Annotated in this window: 15 protein-coding genes, 1 tRNA gene and 2 pseudogenes; 8 read left to right on the top strand and 10 right to left on the bottom strand. The window is 37.0% G+C overall.

Annotated features, from left to right (window positions below; translation table 11 throughout):
• The first annotated feature begins 217 nt into the window (after positions 1-217).
• From lysS to CE557_RS05215, 3 genes are all read left to right on the top strand, one after another.
• Positions 218-1741, top strand: a complete 1524-nt coding sequence (lysS, locus tag CE557_RS00735) for a lysine--tRNA ligase (RefSeq protein WP_114909726.1) — start codon at positions 218-220, stop codon at positions 1739-1741.
• 17 nt (positions 1742-1758) lie between these two features.
• Positions 1759-2619: an acetyl-CoA carboxylase, carboxyltransferase subunit beta gene (gene accD, locus CE557_RS00730; protein WP_114909725.1), complete on the top strand. Its 861-nt coding sequence runs from the start codon at positions 1759-1761 to the stop codon at positions 2617-2619.
• Between the two features lie 422 nt (positions 2620-3041).
• Positions 3042-3164 (top strand): hypothetical protein, encoded by a 123-nt coding sequence (locus CE557_RS05215; protein ID WP_255410644.1) that lies wholly within the window; start codon positions 3042-3044, stop codon positions 3162-3164.
• 103 nt (positions 3165-3267) lie between these two features.
• Here CE557_RS05215 and CE557_RS00725 read toward each other — a convergent pair whose 3' ends face one another.
• From CE557_RS00725 to CE557_RS00710, 4 genes are all read right to left on the bottom strand, one after another.
• Positions 3268-3588 carry a hypothetical protein gene (locus tag CE557_RS00725; RefSeq protein ID WP_114909724.1) on the bottom strand — a complete coding sequence of 107 codons (321 nt, stop codon included), beginning with the start codon at positions 3586-3588 and terminating at the stop codon, positions 3268-3270.
• A 74-nt stretch (positions 3589-3662) separates the two neighbouring features.
• A complete protein-coding gene (locus CE557_RS04995) occupies positions 3663-4007 on the bottom strand; it encodes a hypothetical protein (RefSeq protein ID WP_162789901.1) in 345 nt (114 codons plus the stop codon).
• A 242-nt stretch (positions 4008-4249) separates the two neighbouring features.
• Entirely contained in the window at positions 4250-5956 is a 1707-nt protein-coding gene (locus CE557_RS00715) for an AAA family ATPase (protein ID WP_114909722.1), read from the bottom strand.
• Positions 5922-6251, bottom strand: a complete 330-nt coding sequence (locus tag CE557_RS00710) for a hypothetical protein (protein WP_114909721.1) — start codon at positions 6249-6251, stop codon at positions 5922-5924. Before CE557_RS00710 ends, CE557_RS00715 begins: the two co-directional genes overlap by 35 nt.
• Positions 6252-6476: 225 nt before the next feature.
• On the opposite strand from CE557_RS00710, the gene CE557_RS00705 reads away from it, so the two are divergent.
• On the top strand, positions 6477-6677 hold the full coding sequence (locus CE557_RS00705; RefSeq protein WP_114909720.1) for a hypothetical protein: 201 nt from the start codon (positions 6477-6479) through the stop codon (positions 6675-6677).
• 191 nt (positions 6678-6868) lie between these two features.
• On the opposite strand, the gene CE557_RS00700 is transcribed toward CE557_RS00705, so the two are convergent.
• Together CE557_RS00700 and CE557_RS00695 are read right to left on the bottom strand one after the other, a co-directional pair.
• Positions 6869-7072 (bottom strand): hypothetical protein, encoded by a 204-nt coding sequence (locus CE557_RS00700; protein ID WP_114909719.1) that lies wholly within the window; start codon positions 7070-7072, stop codon positions 6869-6871.
• Positions 7073-7240: 168 nt separating this feature from the next.
• Positions 7241-7425: pseudogene (locus CE557_RS00695) on the bottom strand (IS66 family transposase); the annotation flags it as partial.
• A 682-nt stretch (positions 7426-8107) separates the two neighbouring features.
• Between CE557_RS00695 and CE557_RS00690 the strand changes: the two are divergent.
• From CE557_RS00690 to truB, 3 genes and pseudogenes are all read left to right on the top strand, one after another.
• A complete protein-coding gene (locus CE557_RS00690) occupies positions 8108-9424 on the top strand; it encodes a C2H2-type zinc finger protein (RefSeq protein ID WP_114909718.1) in 1317 nt (438 codons plus the stop codon).
• 155 nt (positions 9425-9579) lie between these two features.
• A pseudogene (locus CE557_RS00685) lies at positions 9580-10805 on the top strand (IS256 family transposase).
• 299 nt (positions 10806-11104) lie between these two features.
• Entirely contained in the window at positions 11105-11800 is a 696-nt protein-coding gene (gene truB / locus CE557_RS00680; RefSeq protein WP_114909717.1) for a tRNA pseudouridine(55) synthase TruB, read from the top strand.
• Here truB and CE557_RS00675 read toward each other — a convergent pair whose 3' ends face one another.
• Positions 11801-12586 carry a biotin--[acetyl-CoA-carboxylase] ligase gene (locus CE557_RS00675; protein ID WP_114909716.1) on the bottom strand — a complete coding sequence of 262 codons (786 nt, stop codon included), beginning with the start codon at positions 12584-12586 and terminating at the stop codon, positions 11801-11803.
• A gap of 92 nt (positions 12587-12678) precedes the next feature.
• Between CE557_RS00675 and radA the strand changes: the two genes are divergently transcribed.
• Positions 12679-14010 carry a DNA repair protein RadA gene (gene radA, locus CE557_RS00670; RefSeq protein ID WP_114909715.1) on the top strand — a complete coding sequence of 444 codons (1332 nt, stop codon included), beginning with the start codon at positions 12679-12681 and terminating at the stop codon, positions 14008-14010.
• Between the two features lie 54 nt (positions 14011-14064).
• On the opposite strand, the gene CE557_RS00665 is transcribed toward radA, so the two are convergent.
• From CE557_RS00665 to tsaB, 3 genes are all read right to left on the bottom strand, one after another.
• Positions 14065-14136: transfer RNA gene (locus CE557_RS00665), tRNA-Glu, on the bottom strand.
• A gap of 90 nt (positions 14137-14226) precedes the next feature.
• Complete coding sequence (locus tag CE557_RS00660) at positions 14227-14985, bottom strand: outer membrane beta-barrel protein (RefSeq protein WP_114909714.1); 759 nt, start codon at positions 14983-14985, stop codon at positions 14227-14229.
• 173 nt (positions 14986-15158) lie between these two features.
• Positions 15159-15878: a tRNA (adenosine(37)-N6)-threonylcarbamoyltransferase complex dimerization subunit type 1 TsaB gene (tsaB, locus tag CE557_RS00655; RefSeq protein ID WP_114909713.1), complete on the bottom strand. Its 720-nt coding sequence runs from the start codon at positions 15876-15878 to the stop codon at positions 15159-15161.
• Between the last annotated feature and the right edge of the window lies 1 nt (position 15879).

The following is a 15879-nucleotide window of genomic DNA, read 5'->3' as shown; positions in this document are numbered from 1 at the left end:
TATAGGTAAATAATAGGCTCTTAACAAGAGATGCTTAACATGTACAAGCAAAAAGAATCAATCGAACCAGCTTACCATACCACAAAAACAGGCACAACCAAGTATAGAATTATAGAAATAAGTGTAAATTAGAGGAACTAAGGGTGATCGCTGCAGGCGCATCCATAGATTACTATTTGCTATCAATAGCAATCAAATGTATAATTTTTTATAAACCATGCAGGAGCTGAATGAACAAGCCATTATTCGGACGCAGAAAAAAGCCCAACTAGAAGCCATGGGAATCAATCCCTATCCATCCTTTGTCCATCCCATCAATGCCAAAGCAGCCACTATTCTTGCCCATTACAAAGAAACAGATAAAGCAAAATATAGCCATGTAGTACTAGCAGGCCGCATTATGGGTCGCAGAATTATAGGTGCAGCCTCTTTTGTAGAACTACAGGATGCAAGTGGACGGATCCAACTCTATGTCCAACGAGATACCATTTGCCCTGGGGAGGATAAAAGCCACTATAATACTTTTTTTAAGAAGCTACTAGATATAGGTGACATCATTGAAGTACAAGGCTTTGTATTTACCACGCAAGTAGGTGCGATAGCTCTCCACGTCACGCATCTTCGGTTGCTTACCAAAGCCTTAACGCCCCTACCGATTGTCAAAGAAGTAACCACCCAAGAAGGTACAACCGTGCATGATGCTTTTACCGATCCAGAACAACGGTATCGTCAAAGATATGTTGATTTAATTGTAAATCCAGAGGTACGCAAAGTATTTGAGCAACGGGCCAAGTTGATTCATACGATGAAAGCTTCTTTGCACCGTCAAGGTTATCTAGAAGTGGAGACCCCTATCTTGCAACCCATTTATGGAGGCGCCTCTGCACGTCCTTTTACTACCCACCACCATACCCTAGATATGCGCTTATATCTACGTATTTCCAATGAACTGTATTTAAAACGGTTAATTATTGGTGGTTATGAAGGGGTCTATGAATTCGCCAAAGATTTCAGAAACGAAGGGATGTCCCGTTTTCACAATCCAGAATTTACGCAAGTAGAGCTTTATGTTGCCTACAAAGACTACCTTTGGATGATGGACTATGTAGAAGAATTGGTAGAAGAGGTTGCACTTGCCCTACATGGTACCACAAAAATATCATTTGGCTCCCATCTGATTAACTTTAAACGGCCATGGAAACGCTTTACGATGTTTGAAGCGATTCATCATTTTACCGGATATGATGTAAGCAATATGGATGAGGCCGCATTACGCACCGTAGCCCATCAATTTGGTATCCATATCGCAGACAACTTAGCCAAAGGTAAAATTATAGATGAAATCTTTGGGGAAAAGTGTGAACCTTATCTGATTCAACCAACCATTATAACCGACTATCCAGTTGAAATGTCTCCCTTGGCCAAACGCCACCGGGACAACCCAGCGTTAACAGAACGGTTTGAGGTGATATGTGCAGGTAAAGAGATCTGCAATGCATTCTCCGAATTAAATGACCCCATCGATCAACAGCAAAGGCTAGAGGAACAGCGCACGTTAGGCGAACGGGGCGATGAAGAAGCGATGGTCGTAGACCATGATTTTTTAAAGGCCTTACGCTATGGCATGCCACCAACAGTAGGTATTGGCATAGGTATAGATCGCCTAACGATGATCATGACCAACTCAAATTCTATTCAAGATGTACTATTTTTCCCACAAATGCGTCCTGAACATCCATAAAGTATATTTACAACCCTATGAGTTTAATAAACGACAACCTAAGTTGGTTTAGGCGCAAAAAGAAAGGCATTCTAACCCCTAGTTCTGCCAAAAAAGAGTCACCTGATGGACTGTGGGTAAAAACCCCAAAAGGCAAGATTATACACAGCAGGGTATTACAAGAAAACTTACACGTTGTGCCCGATGATGGCCATCATTTACCGATTGGTTCTAAAGAGTATTTTTCCATTCTATTTGATGAAAACCGTTTTACGGAACTCAATGCAACCTTTCGATCAGCAGATCCCCTGCAATTTATAGACAACAGGCCTTATACAGAGCGACTCAAGCAAGCAGAAGCACAAACAGATTTAACGGATGCCATTCGAACGGCTTATGGGGAGATCCATAACCTACCACTGGCCATTGCCTGCATGGATTTTACATTTATTGGGGGTTCCATGGGTAGTGTAGTAGGCGAAAAAATAGCCCAATTGATTAATCACTGTTTAGCGCATCAAATGCCTCTATTGATTATCTCTAAGTCTGGTGGTGCCCGCATGATGGAAGGCAGTTTTTCATTGATGCAAATGGCCAAAACAGCTGCCAAGTTATTACAACTAGCGCAAGCTAAAATTCCTTATATTTCGCTACTAACCGATCCAACTACAGGGGGTGTAAGCGCCTCCTATGCGATGCTAGGGGACATCAATATGGCTGAACCAGGCGCACTAATTGGTTTTGCAGGTCCACGTGTGATTCGAGAAACTGTGGGGAAAGAACTGCCAAAAGGCTTTCAAACCGCAGAGTTTTTATTGGCACATGGCTTCTTAGATATGATTGTAGATAGACGCAAGTTAAAGGAAACCCTTGCCTTACTTCTGAAAATGCTGGCGTAGCATATGAGGTTATGAGCGGTGCAAGAAGACTTAGAGCTGCTAAATTAGTTTCCATTCACCCAATGGCGGGGGCTTAAGGGACATCTATTCTAACACAGAGATCGTCATGGCTCATGCGTATGCGTCGTTGTCCCTGTCCGCGTATGTGTTCAGCGCGATGGTTTTTGCGTCAAAAAAACCCGCCCCTATAAAAAGTCGTGGTGTAAAAAGTGGCATTATACAGATGATTAGGAAAAACAGTTTCCTTTGAGCCCCGACAGGGGGCGCTTTCTGTTTTTCCATCTGTAAGATGACACTTTCAGCGGCTTAATCAAGAAACATTATAATTTAGGTGTTTATGTCTTTGTGTTAAATGTGGTAGGTATAGATAAACGACAAGACTTAGATCATGCCTCTTTGCTTTATGTAAAAAATAGATAGATGTGCAAATAGCCAATACATACTTAGAAAGAGCAATAGGGATAACTTTAGAACAAGTCGCCAAGCAGGCACTAGAATATTATGAAAATACAAATAAAGAAAAGGGTATTGCAACAAAAAAATAGAAATATCTCTCATGGAAATTAAAAATAAATACTTATTTGTAATTTATAAAGAATTAATATATTATATTTGTACATATAAATATATTTAAGTAATTAGTCCTTTCTAACTATTTAATGTACCATATAGAACGGGGCCACACTGATTAAATAAGTAGCTCAAACGTGGTAAGTGAGTGGTAATATCCTTGAAAAACTTATGTAAAAGTAGGGGATTATTAGATTCACAGGTAATAGTCATGAATTCTAGAAAAGAAAACTCTTTTAGGCTTCTTACTTTACTATCTTCTCTTTGAGCACTGATTTGGGCGGATGCTTCTAGAATATGCTGGCATATACCGGACATTTTAATACAACCAGCAGTAAGAACTAAAGATGATCCCCAAAGTAATCCATCCACTAATTTAGAAAAGAAAGTCGGCCTCATATAGTTTTTAAAGCGTCTCGATTTATGTTCCAACCTTCGGTTTTTTCTGTCAATATACCTTACTCGTTTAAACCTTAAACCACTTTTTTATCTACTTGCAAAGAGGTACCGATATAAGGTCTATAGGTTGATGCTGCAATACCACGCGCCTTTAAGTAATTTGATGTTATGTTGGATTCAAAACTATAAAAATATACTTTGGCTAGTTGTTCTTGTATAGATAATTCTTTTAATTCATTTTCAAGTGAAAATTGATTTTTTATGACGGTATCATCCAAGTGCATACTATTTAGGACACGAATAGCTTTATAGCTGAAACCACGCTTTAATATAAAATCCACTATAGTTCCTTTTTCTTTATCATTTACTAGAGAGAAATAAGTCCAGTGGCGATTTTTATTGAGACGATTCCTAATCAATATATTGTATTGTATTCTATTCTATTATGAATATCTTTTATTAGGGTTTCGTTAATTCTTCATTTAGATGCGTGCGTGTATATCAATATGGGGCCTAATAATTCACGCATTGCTGGGTCTATATCGATTTTAAAGTGTGCTATATAAAGTACTAAGTTTCTATGTAAACTTTATGGGGAAAAATAGTTGTTTTTTGTGGTATTTTTAGGCTATATTAGTAGGCTTTTATAAATCCATAGAATTTATTGTTTTAGATGCTCTTCATGTATTTCGTATGCCCAGTTATCTATCATTCTGGTTTCCTCATTGAAATTTATGCCTAGTAGTATAATGGATTTTTGCCGGAGTAAGTAAGGTTTATAATAGCCATTTGCTTTGATTTGTGCTAAGGCTATTTTGCCGCTGGATCTATACTTTATCTCTATAATGTAAATCGCTGTTTCTGATTCTAGAACGATATCTGATCTACCTTGGCTAGAAACGGATTCGCTATGCATATGCATTTTCCTACCTCCTAGAAATCCCAAGCCTTGCAGCAGCATATGTAGATTGCTATGGTACTGTTTCTCTTGCTTTGTGTCGATGTAGTACGGAAGAGTGGCAAAAGCTGTATTGATATGTTCTATAAACATCTCAATTTTTTTATTAGCTAATGCGCTTCTAATTTTATCTCGCTCTTGTATGAAATAATCTTTTACGCTTTTTTCTAAACTGGACTTTATACTTTTCTGAAAAGAAGCTTCTATTTCTTTGTTAGGGAATTTTAGGATGTATAGCCCAGTAGAGTCATCATAATTATGAATAGTTAAATACCCCGTTTGAAACATTAGAGACTTTAAACCAATTTCACTCCTACTGCCTGTATACATTAGATCATCCCTAGTGGCCTCCATTTGGAGATTATCTGACTGAAAGTCAAACCTATCAGGATCTACTAACATCTGATTAATGAGTAAACTTGGGCTACCGGATTCGTACCAGTAGTTTTCTAGTTTACCAGCATCTAAAAATCTTAGCGTAGACCAGGGGTTATATACACTTAAGCCATCTTCATAAAACTTATATCCATTATAATAGGTTGTAATCTCTCCCATTACTTCTGATGGAGTTATGTTTTTATTTTCTTTTATACTCCATTTTTTAGCAATATCTTCTAAGTTTTTTGAGAATATGATTACGATTTCTTGCTGGGTATAACCAAACATGGCATCAGCAGATGCATCAATGGTGATATCTTTTAAATGATTGGTCCCTGAAAATACATCCGATAAACTAAATTTGCTTACACCAGTGATCAAGGTGAGTTGAAAATATTTGTTGAAGGACTTTAAAGTCATAAAGAAATCTTTCATGACTTTGATATTGGATTTTTCTAGATCTGAGCCTTTGGTTAGATGAACTATAGGCGCATCGTATTCGTCTATAAGTACTACTATTTTAGACTCATAGTCAGATGACCTAATTTCACTACTTGCACTGATACATTGTAGATTCATTAACTTCATGATTAAATCCTGCAAAGTACCTTTGACCGTTTGGTCCTCTATTTTTAATTCATATAGAAATGCTATTTCTTTTAAAGCTTTCTTGATGGATTCTTTTAGTTCCTCAGGTGTATCATTGGTTAATCTGGAAAAATCTAAATCAATCACCGGATATTTCCTCCACTCATATCCATTTTCTGGTTGACCTATATAGCAATCTTTAAAAATTTCTTTTTCTCCGCTACATATAGTAGCCAGTGTATTGATAAACAGTGATTTCCCAAATCTACGAGGACGAGCTATAAATACAGGATTTTCTTTTTCTATTAGCTCTTGTGCATATCGGGTTTTATCTACATAATAGCCTGTTCTAATAACCCTTTCAACATCTGAATAGCCAATAGGCAGTGCATCTATCTTACGCATCATTTTATCTATTTTGATTTCTTTTTCTCTCTCTTTCATTGATTTCGTATGTTACCATACTTTTCCAAGCCAACCGATCTTGTTCTGCTGCGATAGAAACCCGGTCAATTTTAGTTAAAATAGAAGCCTTGTTTCGTAATTTTACAGCTTTTTCTTTAAGTTTTGTTGAGGAAATGATATTTTTTTGCAGCAAATTATAAGCTGCTAGCCGTTCATTGACTTTAAGACCCGCTGCATCATCGTCTAATAGATACTGAATTTCTTTATTAAAAGAGGGGTGCAAGCTAAACCAATTAGCGGCTATTTTTTGATACCTACCTGGCAGGCCACTCATGGCAATGGCTAACGGAATAACTCGATGCTTGTCTTGATAAGCCTTTTTGAGCTCCCCTATGGAAAAAATAAGCTTGTAAAGTGTTCAAAATGATCACTAAGAATAGTTTGAACAAGATAAATGGATGCATCGTTAAATACCTATTGAAAAGTTTGACAATAAGGTTACTCTGATATCCCACCCATTCCGATACAGGATACTTTCGTCAATAAGATTATTGGCAATGTGGAAGGGATTTCTGCTGACTGGGCCAGCCACATCATGGGGAAAAAAGAAAAAAAAGTAGTTTCTTCTTCTTCCTCAGCTAATCATTACCAAAGTGGTCGTACAGAAACAGCTGGAGAGGGTACCCATCTGCAAGAAAAACCTATTCTTTCCCCGAAAGATTTTATGGAATGTAAGTGGGAGCGTTTGCTGGCAGAGTAGTGGAAAGCAATTAAGCCTTCTTGAAATTGTATTTGAAGAAGGTAAGTAGTTTTGATAAGAAATTTGAAAATCAAAAACTAAAAGATTTGAAAGAGATTCATCAATATGTGGATGTTGAGCAAAATTTTTAAAAAAAAGACCAAGAAATAGATGTTTTAATAGGCAAGAACTCATAAAACACCTATCTAATATTAGATTAGATCCCATTTAGTAGGCATAAGGCCTTTAAGCTGAGTACTAGATAGGCCAGTTAAGCGCATCACTCTTTTTATCGATTCACCTTCGGATAACAGAGCTTTGGCTATGTCTAATTTGCCTTTCTCTTGACCAATTTGGATACCCATTAATTTTCCTTTTTCTTGACCTTCTTGTCTTAATTTTTCAGCTACTGACATGGAAAGTTCCCCTAATTTAGGGTGAAATTGACTGATTAAATCTAGTAAATGCTTATGGTCATCAATACCATATTACCTCATGAATATAAGAAATATCCTTGTTTTTCTAGATCAACAAATAATTTTTATTTTTAGAAAACTAGACGTTTACGTTCAGCGCAGTGGTTTTTAGGCGATTATATTTATCAACTGTTTGAAAGGATTTAGTTTTTGTTGTTTAGCAGTTAAATACAAAGAGATGACCCGTTTTAAGAATCTATCCCCCTTTTCTGATTGAGTAAAGTAAGAGTTTTACGGTATACCACGTACTGCCTGATTTGTCTTTCAGTTAAGTTATTAGTCAAAGGAATTTTGTCCCTATTTTGACAAAATATCCATAGCAAAAGCAAAGGGATATTCAAAATCTAAAAGTATGGTTGAAATTACCTTAGCACTTTTTACTTTTAAAAAATCTATCTTAGATTAGAAATCCCAAAAACTTTTGTCCGATTTTTTTACGCCACTATAGTATTAACAGGGAAACGGATAAAGAGTATAATGGTTTACTTGTTTTTTTAATAAAAAAATTGGAATTTTTGCAAAATGTTGTTTGTAAGTCAGTAGAGTCCCTTTAAGGATTGGTTCATATAAAAAACTACTTCACTTTCCTGTTTCAATAGTTTAAAATTGGAAATCGATGAAGCTCTTGTAGAACCCTACTCGCACTGAAATAGGCCAAGGTAAGTATATTGGCAGGTTCTTAAATAATTAGCTATGTAGTTTAATTCAAAACGAACATAAAATATGCGTTGTATATTGCATAAATACCTAACCATTGATAGAATGGCCTAGTATTAAGCAAGTTAAGAATGATACATTCTATTGAACTTCAATACACTAAAAAACCACCAAAAGTATAAATATCAGATTTAAATGTTATTTATGCCGATTGAGATAGGCACAAGCTACAAGGTTATGCAGGCCCCTAATAGCGGCTGAATTAAAACATGATTTAAATGCAGTCAAGCTACTAACTTTATAAAAGAATTTTATCCAATGTACCAGCACGTTAATGTAGTAAAAAATAAATTTTGTAGCAAGAATTTATACTATTTTTTTATTGTTTATTATTTATTGTTGGTGTGTTCCATATATGGTTGTAGTGCACAGCAAGTTAATAATGTTCGGGTAGAGTTAACATCCAAGTACTGTAACTATAATGTCGATCCAATACGTATTGAAGATTCTACTAACCATAAGACTCATGAATTTGACCATAGCCAGATTGAATACGTGGTTGTAGAAAAACGATTAACAATAAATAATGATCTGCGGAATATTCGTGATAAATATAAAATATTCTGTCGTAATGGTTCTAGCCTTGATGGGGTAATGCTAAATCTGGATCCAGATAAGGCTATGTCTGTGGAATCAACATTAGAATTACTTAAAAGTAAATGTCCGCCTAATTTAATACTAGAATGTATGCTATGTATTCTATCTGAAAGCGATAAGGTTTTACAAGGCCTTGCAATATCTGATATAGATCGTGATACTCCAAAAGAGTGTAATATTTGTAAGAAGCTTACATCCCTGTGTACGTCAGTGGAACGTTTTCAGAATAGTTGTTTATACTTTTGTAAACTAATTACAGCAGATCACCCTGAATCAGATAGTAGGCATATAGAAGTTCAATCAAGCTATGGTGATGCCCCAGAGGCTTACCCAGACTATGGTGATGAAACAGACTCTGACTATTTAGAACATAATGATGATGAGACAGCGTCAAAAGTAGATGAGCGCACACCTCCAAGAATAGGTGTAAAAAAGAAATCATCTTCACAGCTTCACAATTCTTCCCCAAGGAAATCATATTCATTGCGCTCGAAGTCTTCTAATAAGAGGAGTGAATTAGTAGATATAAAAACGCTAAAAGTAAAAAAAGGCAATAGGAAAATTCACAGCGCACCTAGCAAGTCGCTAGGTAGAAAAAAAACATCCCGCAATAAAGCTGGAGAATACAAGTGTGGGTATAATGATTGTTATAAACAATTCACACACAAATGGAAGTTAGATAGACACAAAAAATTCCACGATGAAGAAAGAAATTGGAAGTGCGATCAATGTGATCAAAAATTCAAAACAGAGGGTCACCTAAAAGAGCATATTAAGCGTCACAATCCAACAAAAACATTAAAATGTAAGCATTGTGAGAAAAATTTTAAGGTAGAATCTGACTTAATACGCCATCAAAAAATTCACAATACAAAAAACACCTACAGCTGTAGTGTTAATGGATGTTCTTATAAAACCAATGTTCAACGTTACTTAAAAGTCCATATAAAAGGACACGAAAATCGAGAGTGGAAATAATGTACTGTAATCGTTTGCCCATGACGTTAACTTAATGAGTATATTTTACTGATTATTAAATAATGAAAATAAAAGACTCGATTAACTGTGTCAAGTCTGCAAAAAGTTATAATTTAAATAATTAAACATTTAAGGTTTTAGACATGGAAGAACATATGCAGAATGACTACGTTGGTTTAGTAGATTACAAATTTCTGGAGGCAAATATTTTGTCCTCTATCCGTTTAGGTAAGCCATTGACAGGCAAAGGTGGGGCATTAACCCCTCTGATAAAAAGCTTCTAGAGGCGAGTCTAGAAGGTGAGATGGCCCATCATTTGTCTAGTGAGAGGATAGTAAATAATCGAAGGAATGGTAAAAGTTGTAAAACTTTTCGTACAAGCTCTGGTTCCTTTGACTTGGTAACCCCTAGAGATAGAACAGGTAGTTTCGATCCACAAATAGTTAAAAAGCGTCAAACAAATCTTCATCCTGAACTGGAAACCAAGATTTTAAGCATGTTTTCTAGTGGTATGAGCTATAAGTCTATAGCCGCTCATATTGAAGAAATCTATGATCATAAAGTATCAGCTGCTGAAATATCGGCTATTACAGATAGCTTATTGCCAGTAATAAATGAATGGCGTAACCGTCCTCTTCAATCGGTCTACCCCATAGTTTTTATGGATGGTATGTTTTTTAAGGTTAAAGAAGATGGGAAATGTGTAAGTAAATGTCTGTATACCTTATTAGGCATAGATCAAGAGGGTAAAAAAGAAGTGTTAGGCTTCTATTTATCTGAAAGTGAGGGAGCTAATTTCTGGTTAGGTGTACTCAACGAGCTTAAGGCAAGGGGTGTAGAAGATATCCTTATTGCCTGTGTTGATGGACTAAAAAGCTTCCCTGCAGCCATTAATAACGCTTTTCCCAATGCACAGGTGCAGGTCTGTGTAGTACACCAGATACGCAATTCCATCAAGTATGTAGCTAGCAAAGATGTAAAACGTTTTTTAACTGATTTAAAGCAAGTATATCAAGCTTCAAATAAGGAAGTTGCAGAACATTATCTATTGGAATTAGAAGAAAAATGGGGAGAAAAGTATCCAATGGTTATCAAATCTTGGCAAAACAACTGGGAGCATTTGTCTGGTTACTTTAAATATTCAGATCCTGTCAGAAGGCTAATTTATACGACCAATCCAATAGAAAGCCTCCATAGACAAATTAGACAGTTTACCAAAACAAAAGGGGCATTTACCAGTGTCAATGCTTTGTATAAATCAGTATATTGCGCTATCAAGAAGATGGAGGATAAATGGACTATGCCGCTCAGAAACTGGGCACTGACCATATCTCAGATAGACATCTTTTTTCCTGGAAGAGTCAAATCTGAGTTGACGTGAAGCCCGAAACTGACACAGTTAATTGAACACTTCCTAAAAGACCCGATTAACCATCTATGGTATGTTATTTTTTTTTAGCTTTACGTTTTCTAAGAAATTCATCTCTATGTTTAACTGAGTCTGGTCTGCTTTCAATTTTTTTCCATTTTAGAAATGCAACTACAGCTTGATACAAGAACTCTTTTTGAGTCATGTTTTTCCAATAACAATAATCTTGAATCTTCTCTATCATATTGATTGGCAAAACTGCGGGTATTTTTCGTTTCTCAATGCTTTTATCGGAGTTAGTAACTAATAATATGTATCAACCGTCAAACGAATTTTCCGAGGCTATTTTTATGGTAGATAAACCTTTGGGTTGGACCTCCTTTGATGTGGTCAAAAAGGTTCGTCATGCTTTAAACATAAAAAAAATAGGTCATGCAGGTACCTTGGATCCGCTGGCTACAGGGTTACTTTTATTATGTAGTGGTAGGCAAACTAAAAACATTAGTAGTATTCAAGCATTGGATAAGGTGTATACTGGCCAAATTGTGCTTGGTAAAACGACGCCATCTATGGATTTAGAAACACCCTTTGATAGTCTATCTAGTTATGATCATATCACCGAGGAGATGGTCATAACTGCTGCTGCTACTTTTGTTGGATCTATCATGCAAATACCACCTATTTATTCAGCCGTTAAGGTAGATGGAAAAAGGGCCTATCAAATAGCTAGAAAAGGAGAAGCAGTTGTCCTAACCCCACGTGCCGTAATGATCCGTTCCTTCCTTATTACGAAGATTGAGCTGCCATTCATTGCTTTCAAAGTGGTTTGCAGCAAAGGAACCTATATTCGACAACTGGCTCATGACTTAGGGAAAAAACTAGGCGTTGGAGCCTATTTGCATAGCTTATGTCGAACCCAAATAGGTAATTATTGTTTGGATAAGGCCTATAGCTTAGAAAGATTATTGCAAAGCAATAGTGTATCTATTTACAAGCGTGGTTCATAATTACACAAAAATAATTTCTTTGGCTTTATAGCTATATTGGTTGCCATCACGTGTTGCGATTACCAACTCTCCTAGCTTATTGACGGTTACAATACGTGCTTCCAACGATCCATGCATGGTTGCAAATTTATGAAATCCTCTGTTTCGGTAGAGTATATGAATATACTGCTCCCAAAGCAAATGGAAGGTTCCATTTTGTAGCCGCGCATAATACCTACCAAAGGCATCCATGATCTGGGTGACTAGTAACGCCCTATCCAGCACAGTGCCTTTTTGTATGGCTAAGGAAGTGCGTTTGGAAGATTCAAAATAGAGTTGATTGACATTTAAGCCAATACCGATTATAGCTGTTTTGATCTTATGCCGCTCTCCTATATGGGTTTCAATAAGCATACCACCCAATTTCTGGTCTAAGTAGTAGATATCATTGGGCCATTTTATAGCCACCTGCAAGTAACCTATAAGTACCTCATAAATGGCTAAACTGGTAACAATATTCAAGGCAAAAACCGCACCTAGCGCTAACCATGTTGGATATAAGATAAACGAAAAAAGAATATTTTTACCCGATTCCGATGTCCAAGTACTACCCCGTTGTCCTCTTCCTTGATACTGATGCTCTGAAATAAAAATGGTTCCTTCTGCCGCATGTAGCAGATATTTTTGGGCCATATCATTGGTAGAAGCACAGCTTGTATAATAAAATGAAGCCCTATCAAAAGGCATATTGAGTTGAGTAGTATTATTGAATAGGTGATCATCCATGGGAATATAGTCTATAAACATTACTTTTATCTATAAAGCGAATATAGCGAATGGATGGATGAAATAAGTTACGTAACGCATCGTATATAGCTAAAAATCTAAACAAAATTTATATGGCATATGTTTGTACAAACTGTGGGCTTGAATATGTTAAATGGCAAGGAAAATGTGACGCTTGTAAGGAATGGAATAAATTAGCCGAATTTTCCACCAAAGGCAGCACGAAACATGGTAAAAAGCACAGACCTACTAGCCATCCTAAAAGATTAGATGAAATTCAAGAAATTACACATCAACGATTGTGCGCTGCAGATGCAGAACTCAATAGGGTACTGGGTGGAGGCATTGTGCCAGGTGCGTTGGTGTTATTAGGCGGTGAGCCTGGTATTGGAAAATCAACGCTTTTGCTCCAAATGGCGCTACAGTTCAAAGCGGGTAAGGTGCTATATGTGTCTGGAGAAGAAACAGAAAATCAAATTAAAATACGTGCTTCTCGTCTAGGCTTCTCTTCATCAAGCTGCTTGTTACTCCAAGCATGCGTATTAGAACAGATCCTCGAACATGCAACTAATTTGGAGCCAACCGTATTGGTGATAGATTCTATTCAAACTTTATATACTGAGGAAGAGGAAGGCACCATAGGAAGCATCAACCAAATTAAAGCTTGTACGACCCGATTGTTACATTACGCCAAGCATTCGAACGTGGCCTTATTTTTAATAGGGCACATCAATAAGGATGGCGCTTTAGCAGGCCCCAAACTGCTAGAGCATATGGTCGATACGGTATTACAGTTTGAGGGGGATAAACCATGTTTATATAGAATGGTGCGAACCATAAAGAATAGATTTGGCCCCACATCAGAATTAGGCATATATGAGATGAAAGTAAGTGGCCTGCATGGTGTACAAAACCCCTCTTCCATGCTACTTTCCGGGCAAGACTATACTTTAAGTGGCATAGCGATTGGCTCGTGTGTAGAGGGAACTAGACCACTCATGCTTGAAATGCAGGCATTGGTAACCACAACCAGGTATGGAAATCCTCAACGCAATGCTACAGGCTATGACCCCAGACGATTAAATATGTTACTAGCTGTATTAGAAAAACGAACAGGTCTTCGGCTACATGATTGTGATGTATTTTTAAATAGTACAGGAGGGCTTAGGGTAGATGATACCGCACTAGATTTGGCGGTTTGTATGGCGGTTGTAAGCGCTCTAAAAGATAAGGTAATTGCAAGTTTTAAATGCTTTATAGCAGAAGTAGGACTAGGCGGTGAACTTAGACGTGTACAAAGAATGGAATATAGAATCGCAGAAGCAGAAAAACTCGGCTTTAAAGAAGTATATATAGCTGCGCAGCAGCAACAACTTTCTAAATCTTTTGGTATAAAAATTAACTTGATAAGCAACCTAAAAGATTTGATTCCACAGCTAAATTAACCCATCGCGCTGAACAGATACGAATGGATACGATAGATTAAGTGGATAAAAACGTAGCCCGTAGGGGAATCGAACCCCTGTTTCCAGGATGAAAACCTGACGTCCTAACCCCTAGACGAACGGGCCATATCAAGCAATAGCTAGCTGCTATACATCAGCTAGCTGCTACTAAAACGAACTAGGGCACGAAAAGACTATCCTCCCCTACCCGTTAGATTAGTTGGCAAAAAAAGTGGCAATATTATAACCTAGACTTACAGTTGCAGTGTGTATTTTAAGATCTTTTAACCCACTAGTATTCGAGAATATAGTTTGTTCTTTATCTTTATCTTTATCTAAATTAAACGCATTCATAAGTCCCATGCGATACCCAACTCCGAGATAGACACCCAAATCAGCGAATTGATATTCAAGATCAATGTTAACACCCATATTAAAACTAGCTTCCTCCTTTTTTTGATTATCATTCAATTTTACCTCTTTATCATTACTTCTATAGGTTGCTAAAATTGGGATATGAACAGAGCCACCTAGCTTAATTGTAAAAAAATCTTCTCCATCCGGATTACCAGTTGGGAAAATACACAAATAGAGTGGAACATCAATATTATGGGTAGTTGCATTAACAGATGGCGTAGTCTTACTATCTTCTTCAGTTTGTTGGTCTTTTTCTTGTTCCGCTGTTAACGTAGCACCTTTCTTGATATAACCAACGCCTAACCCAACGCCTATATAATCTGATAAATTACATCTAGCATCAAAGCTTACATGTACAAATGGAGTATCAAAGAAACTATGGGATACTGCCTTGCTGTCAATTTTAACACCTTCTGGGTACATTGCATAAGGAGAGAAACTTAGGCCAACCTTAGGACCATAACTGAACCGGCTTACTTCCGCATGTGCATTATGTGCATTAAACGCAGCACCACAAGCTAAGGCACCTGCCACCAAATTTTTTTTTATTCCTTTCATATTTAATATTAAAAATTGTATGTGATATAAACGCTTGCTATGATTTACTATAGCTTCTATTATGAAAAACGAACCTGGCTTTACTATAAGCCAAGCCGCCCCACTAAAATGACTTAATAGAAGCAATATTAAGACTAATCTTAAGAAAAACCAAATAAATATCCCATATTCCTTTATTTTTCTTGAAACTGGCTTAAATAATAAGGCGTATAACTGGCTATATTTTCCCAAAACTGTTGTTGAAACTTAGCAAAAGCCAAATAGCCTATTTGTGTAGCAGAAGGAACAACCTGTTCTATAAAACGAATATTACGGTGTTCCATAAGGAATGCTTTACATTTTTGCGTACCATCCCCAAAAAAAAACAAAGGTTTGTCCGGTAGCGTATCTCTATACGCTTTATCATCCAATAGCGCTACATGGGTAGGGCATTTGATTTGCCCTGTTTGGTCTGCTATAAGGGTATAAATAGCGTTGCGCCTCGCATCAATGACTGGACATAATAGGGTATCCGGATCTACAAATGGGCGCATGCCATATGCCATGGCTTCTAATGTGCCAACTGCAATAAGTGGAATGTCTAAGCCATAACAAAGGCCTTTCCCTACTGCAGTGCCAATCCGTAACCCAGTATATGAACCAGGGCCGCTAGATAGGGCTATGGCGGCCAATGATTTGCGTTCATAATGACTGTTTTTTAATAAATCTGCTATAATAGGCATCAAATGTTCCGCATGGGAACGCTCCATGAAAAGATCGGTATGTGCTATAAGTTTACCTCCATGGTGTAACGCAACGGAACAAACAGCTGTGGCGGTTTCAATGCTTAAAATAAGGGACATATGTAGAAAATTTTGGCTAAAGATACGCGCCGTTACCAATAGTACAGCCATA

This window comes from Cardinium endosymbiont of Sogatella furcifera (genome assembly GCF_003351905.1).
In the GTDB taxonomy this organism is placed as follows: Bacteria; Bacteroidota; Bacteroidia; order Cytophagales; family Amoebophilaceae; genus Cardinium.
This window is presented reverse-complemented; position numbering and strand designations above follow the sequence as displayed.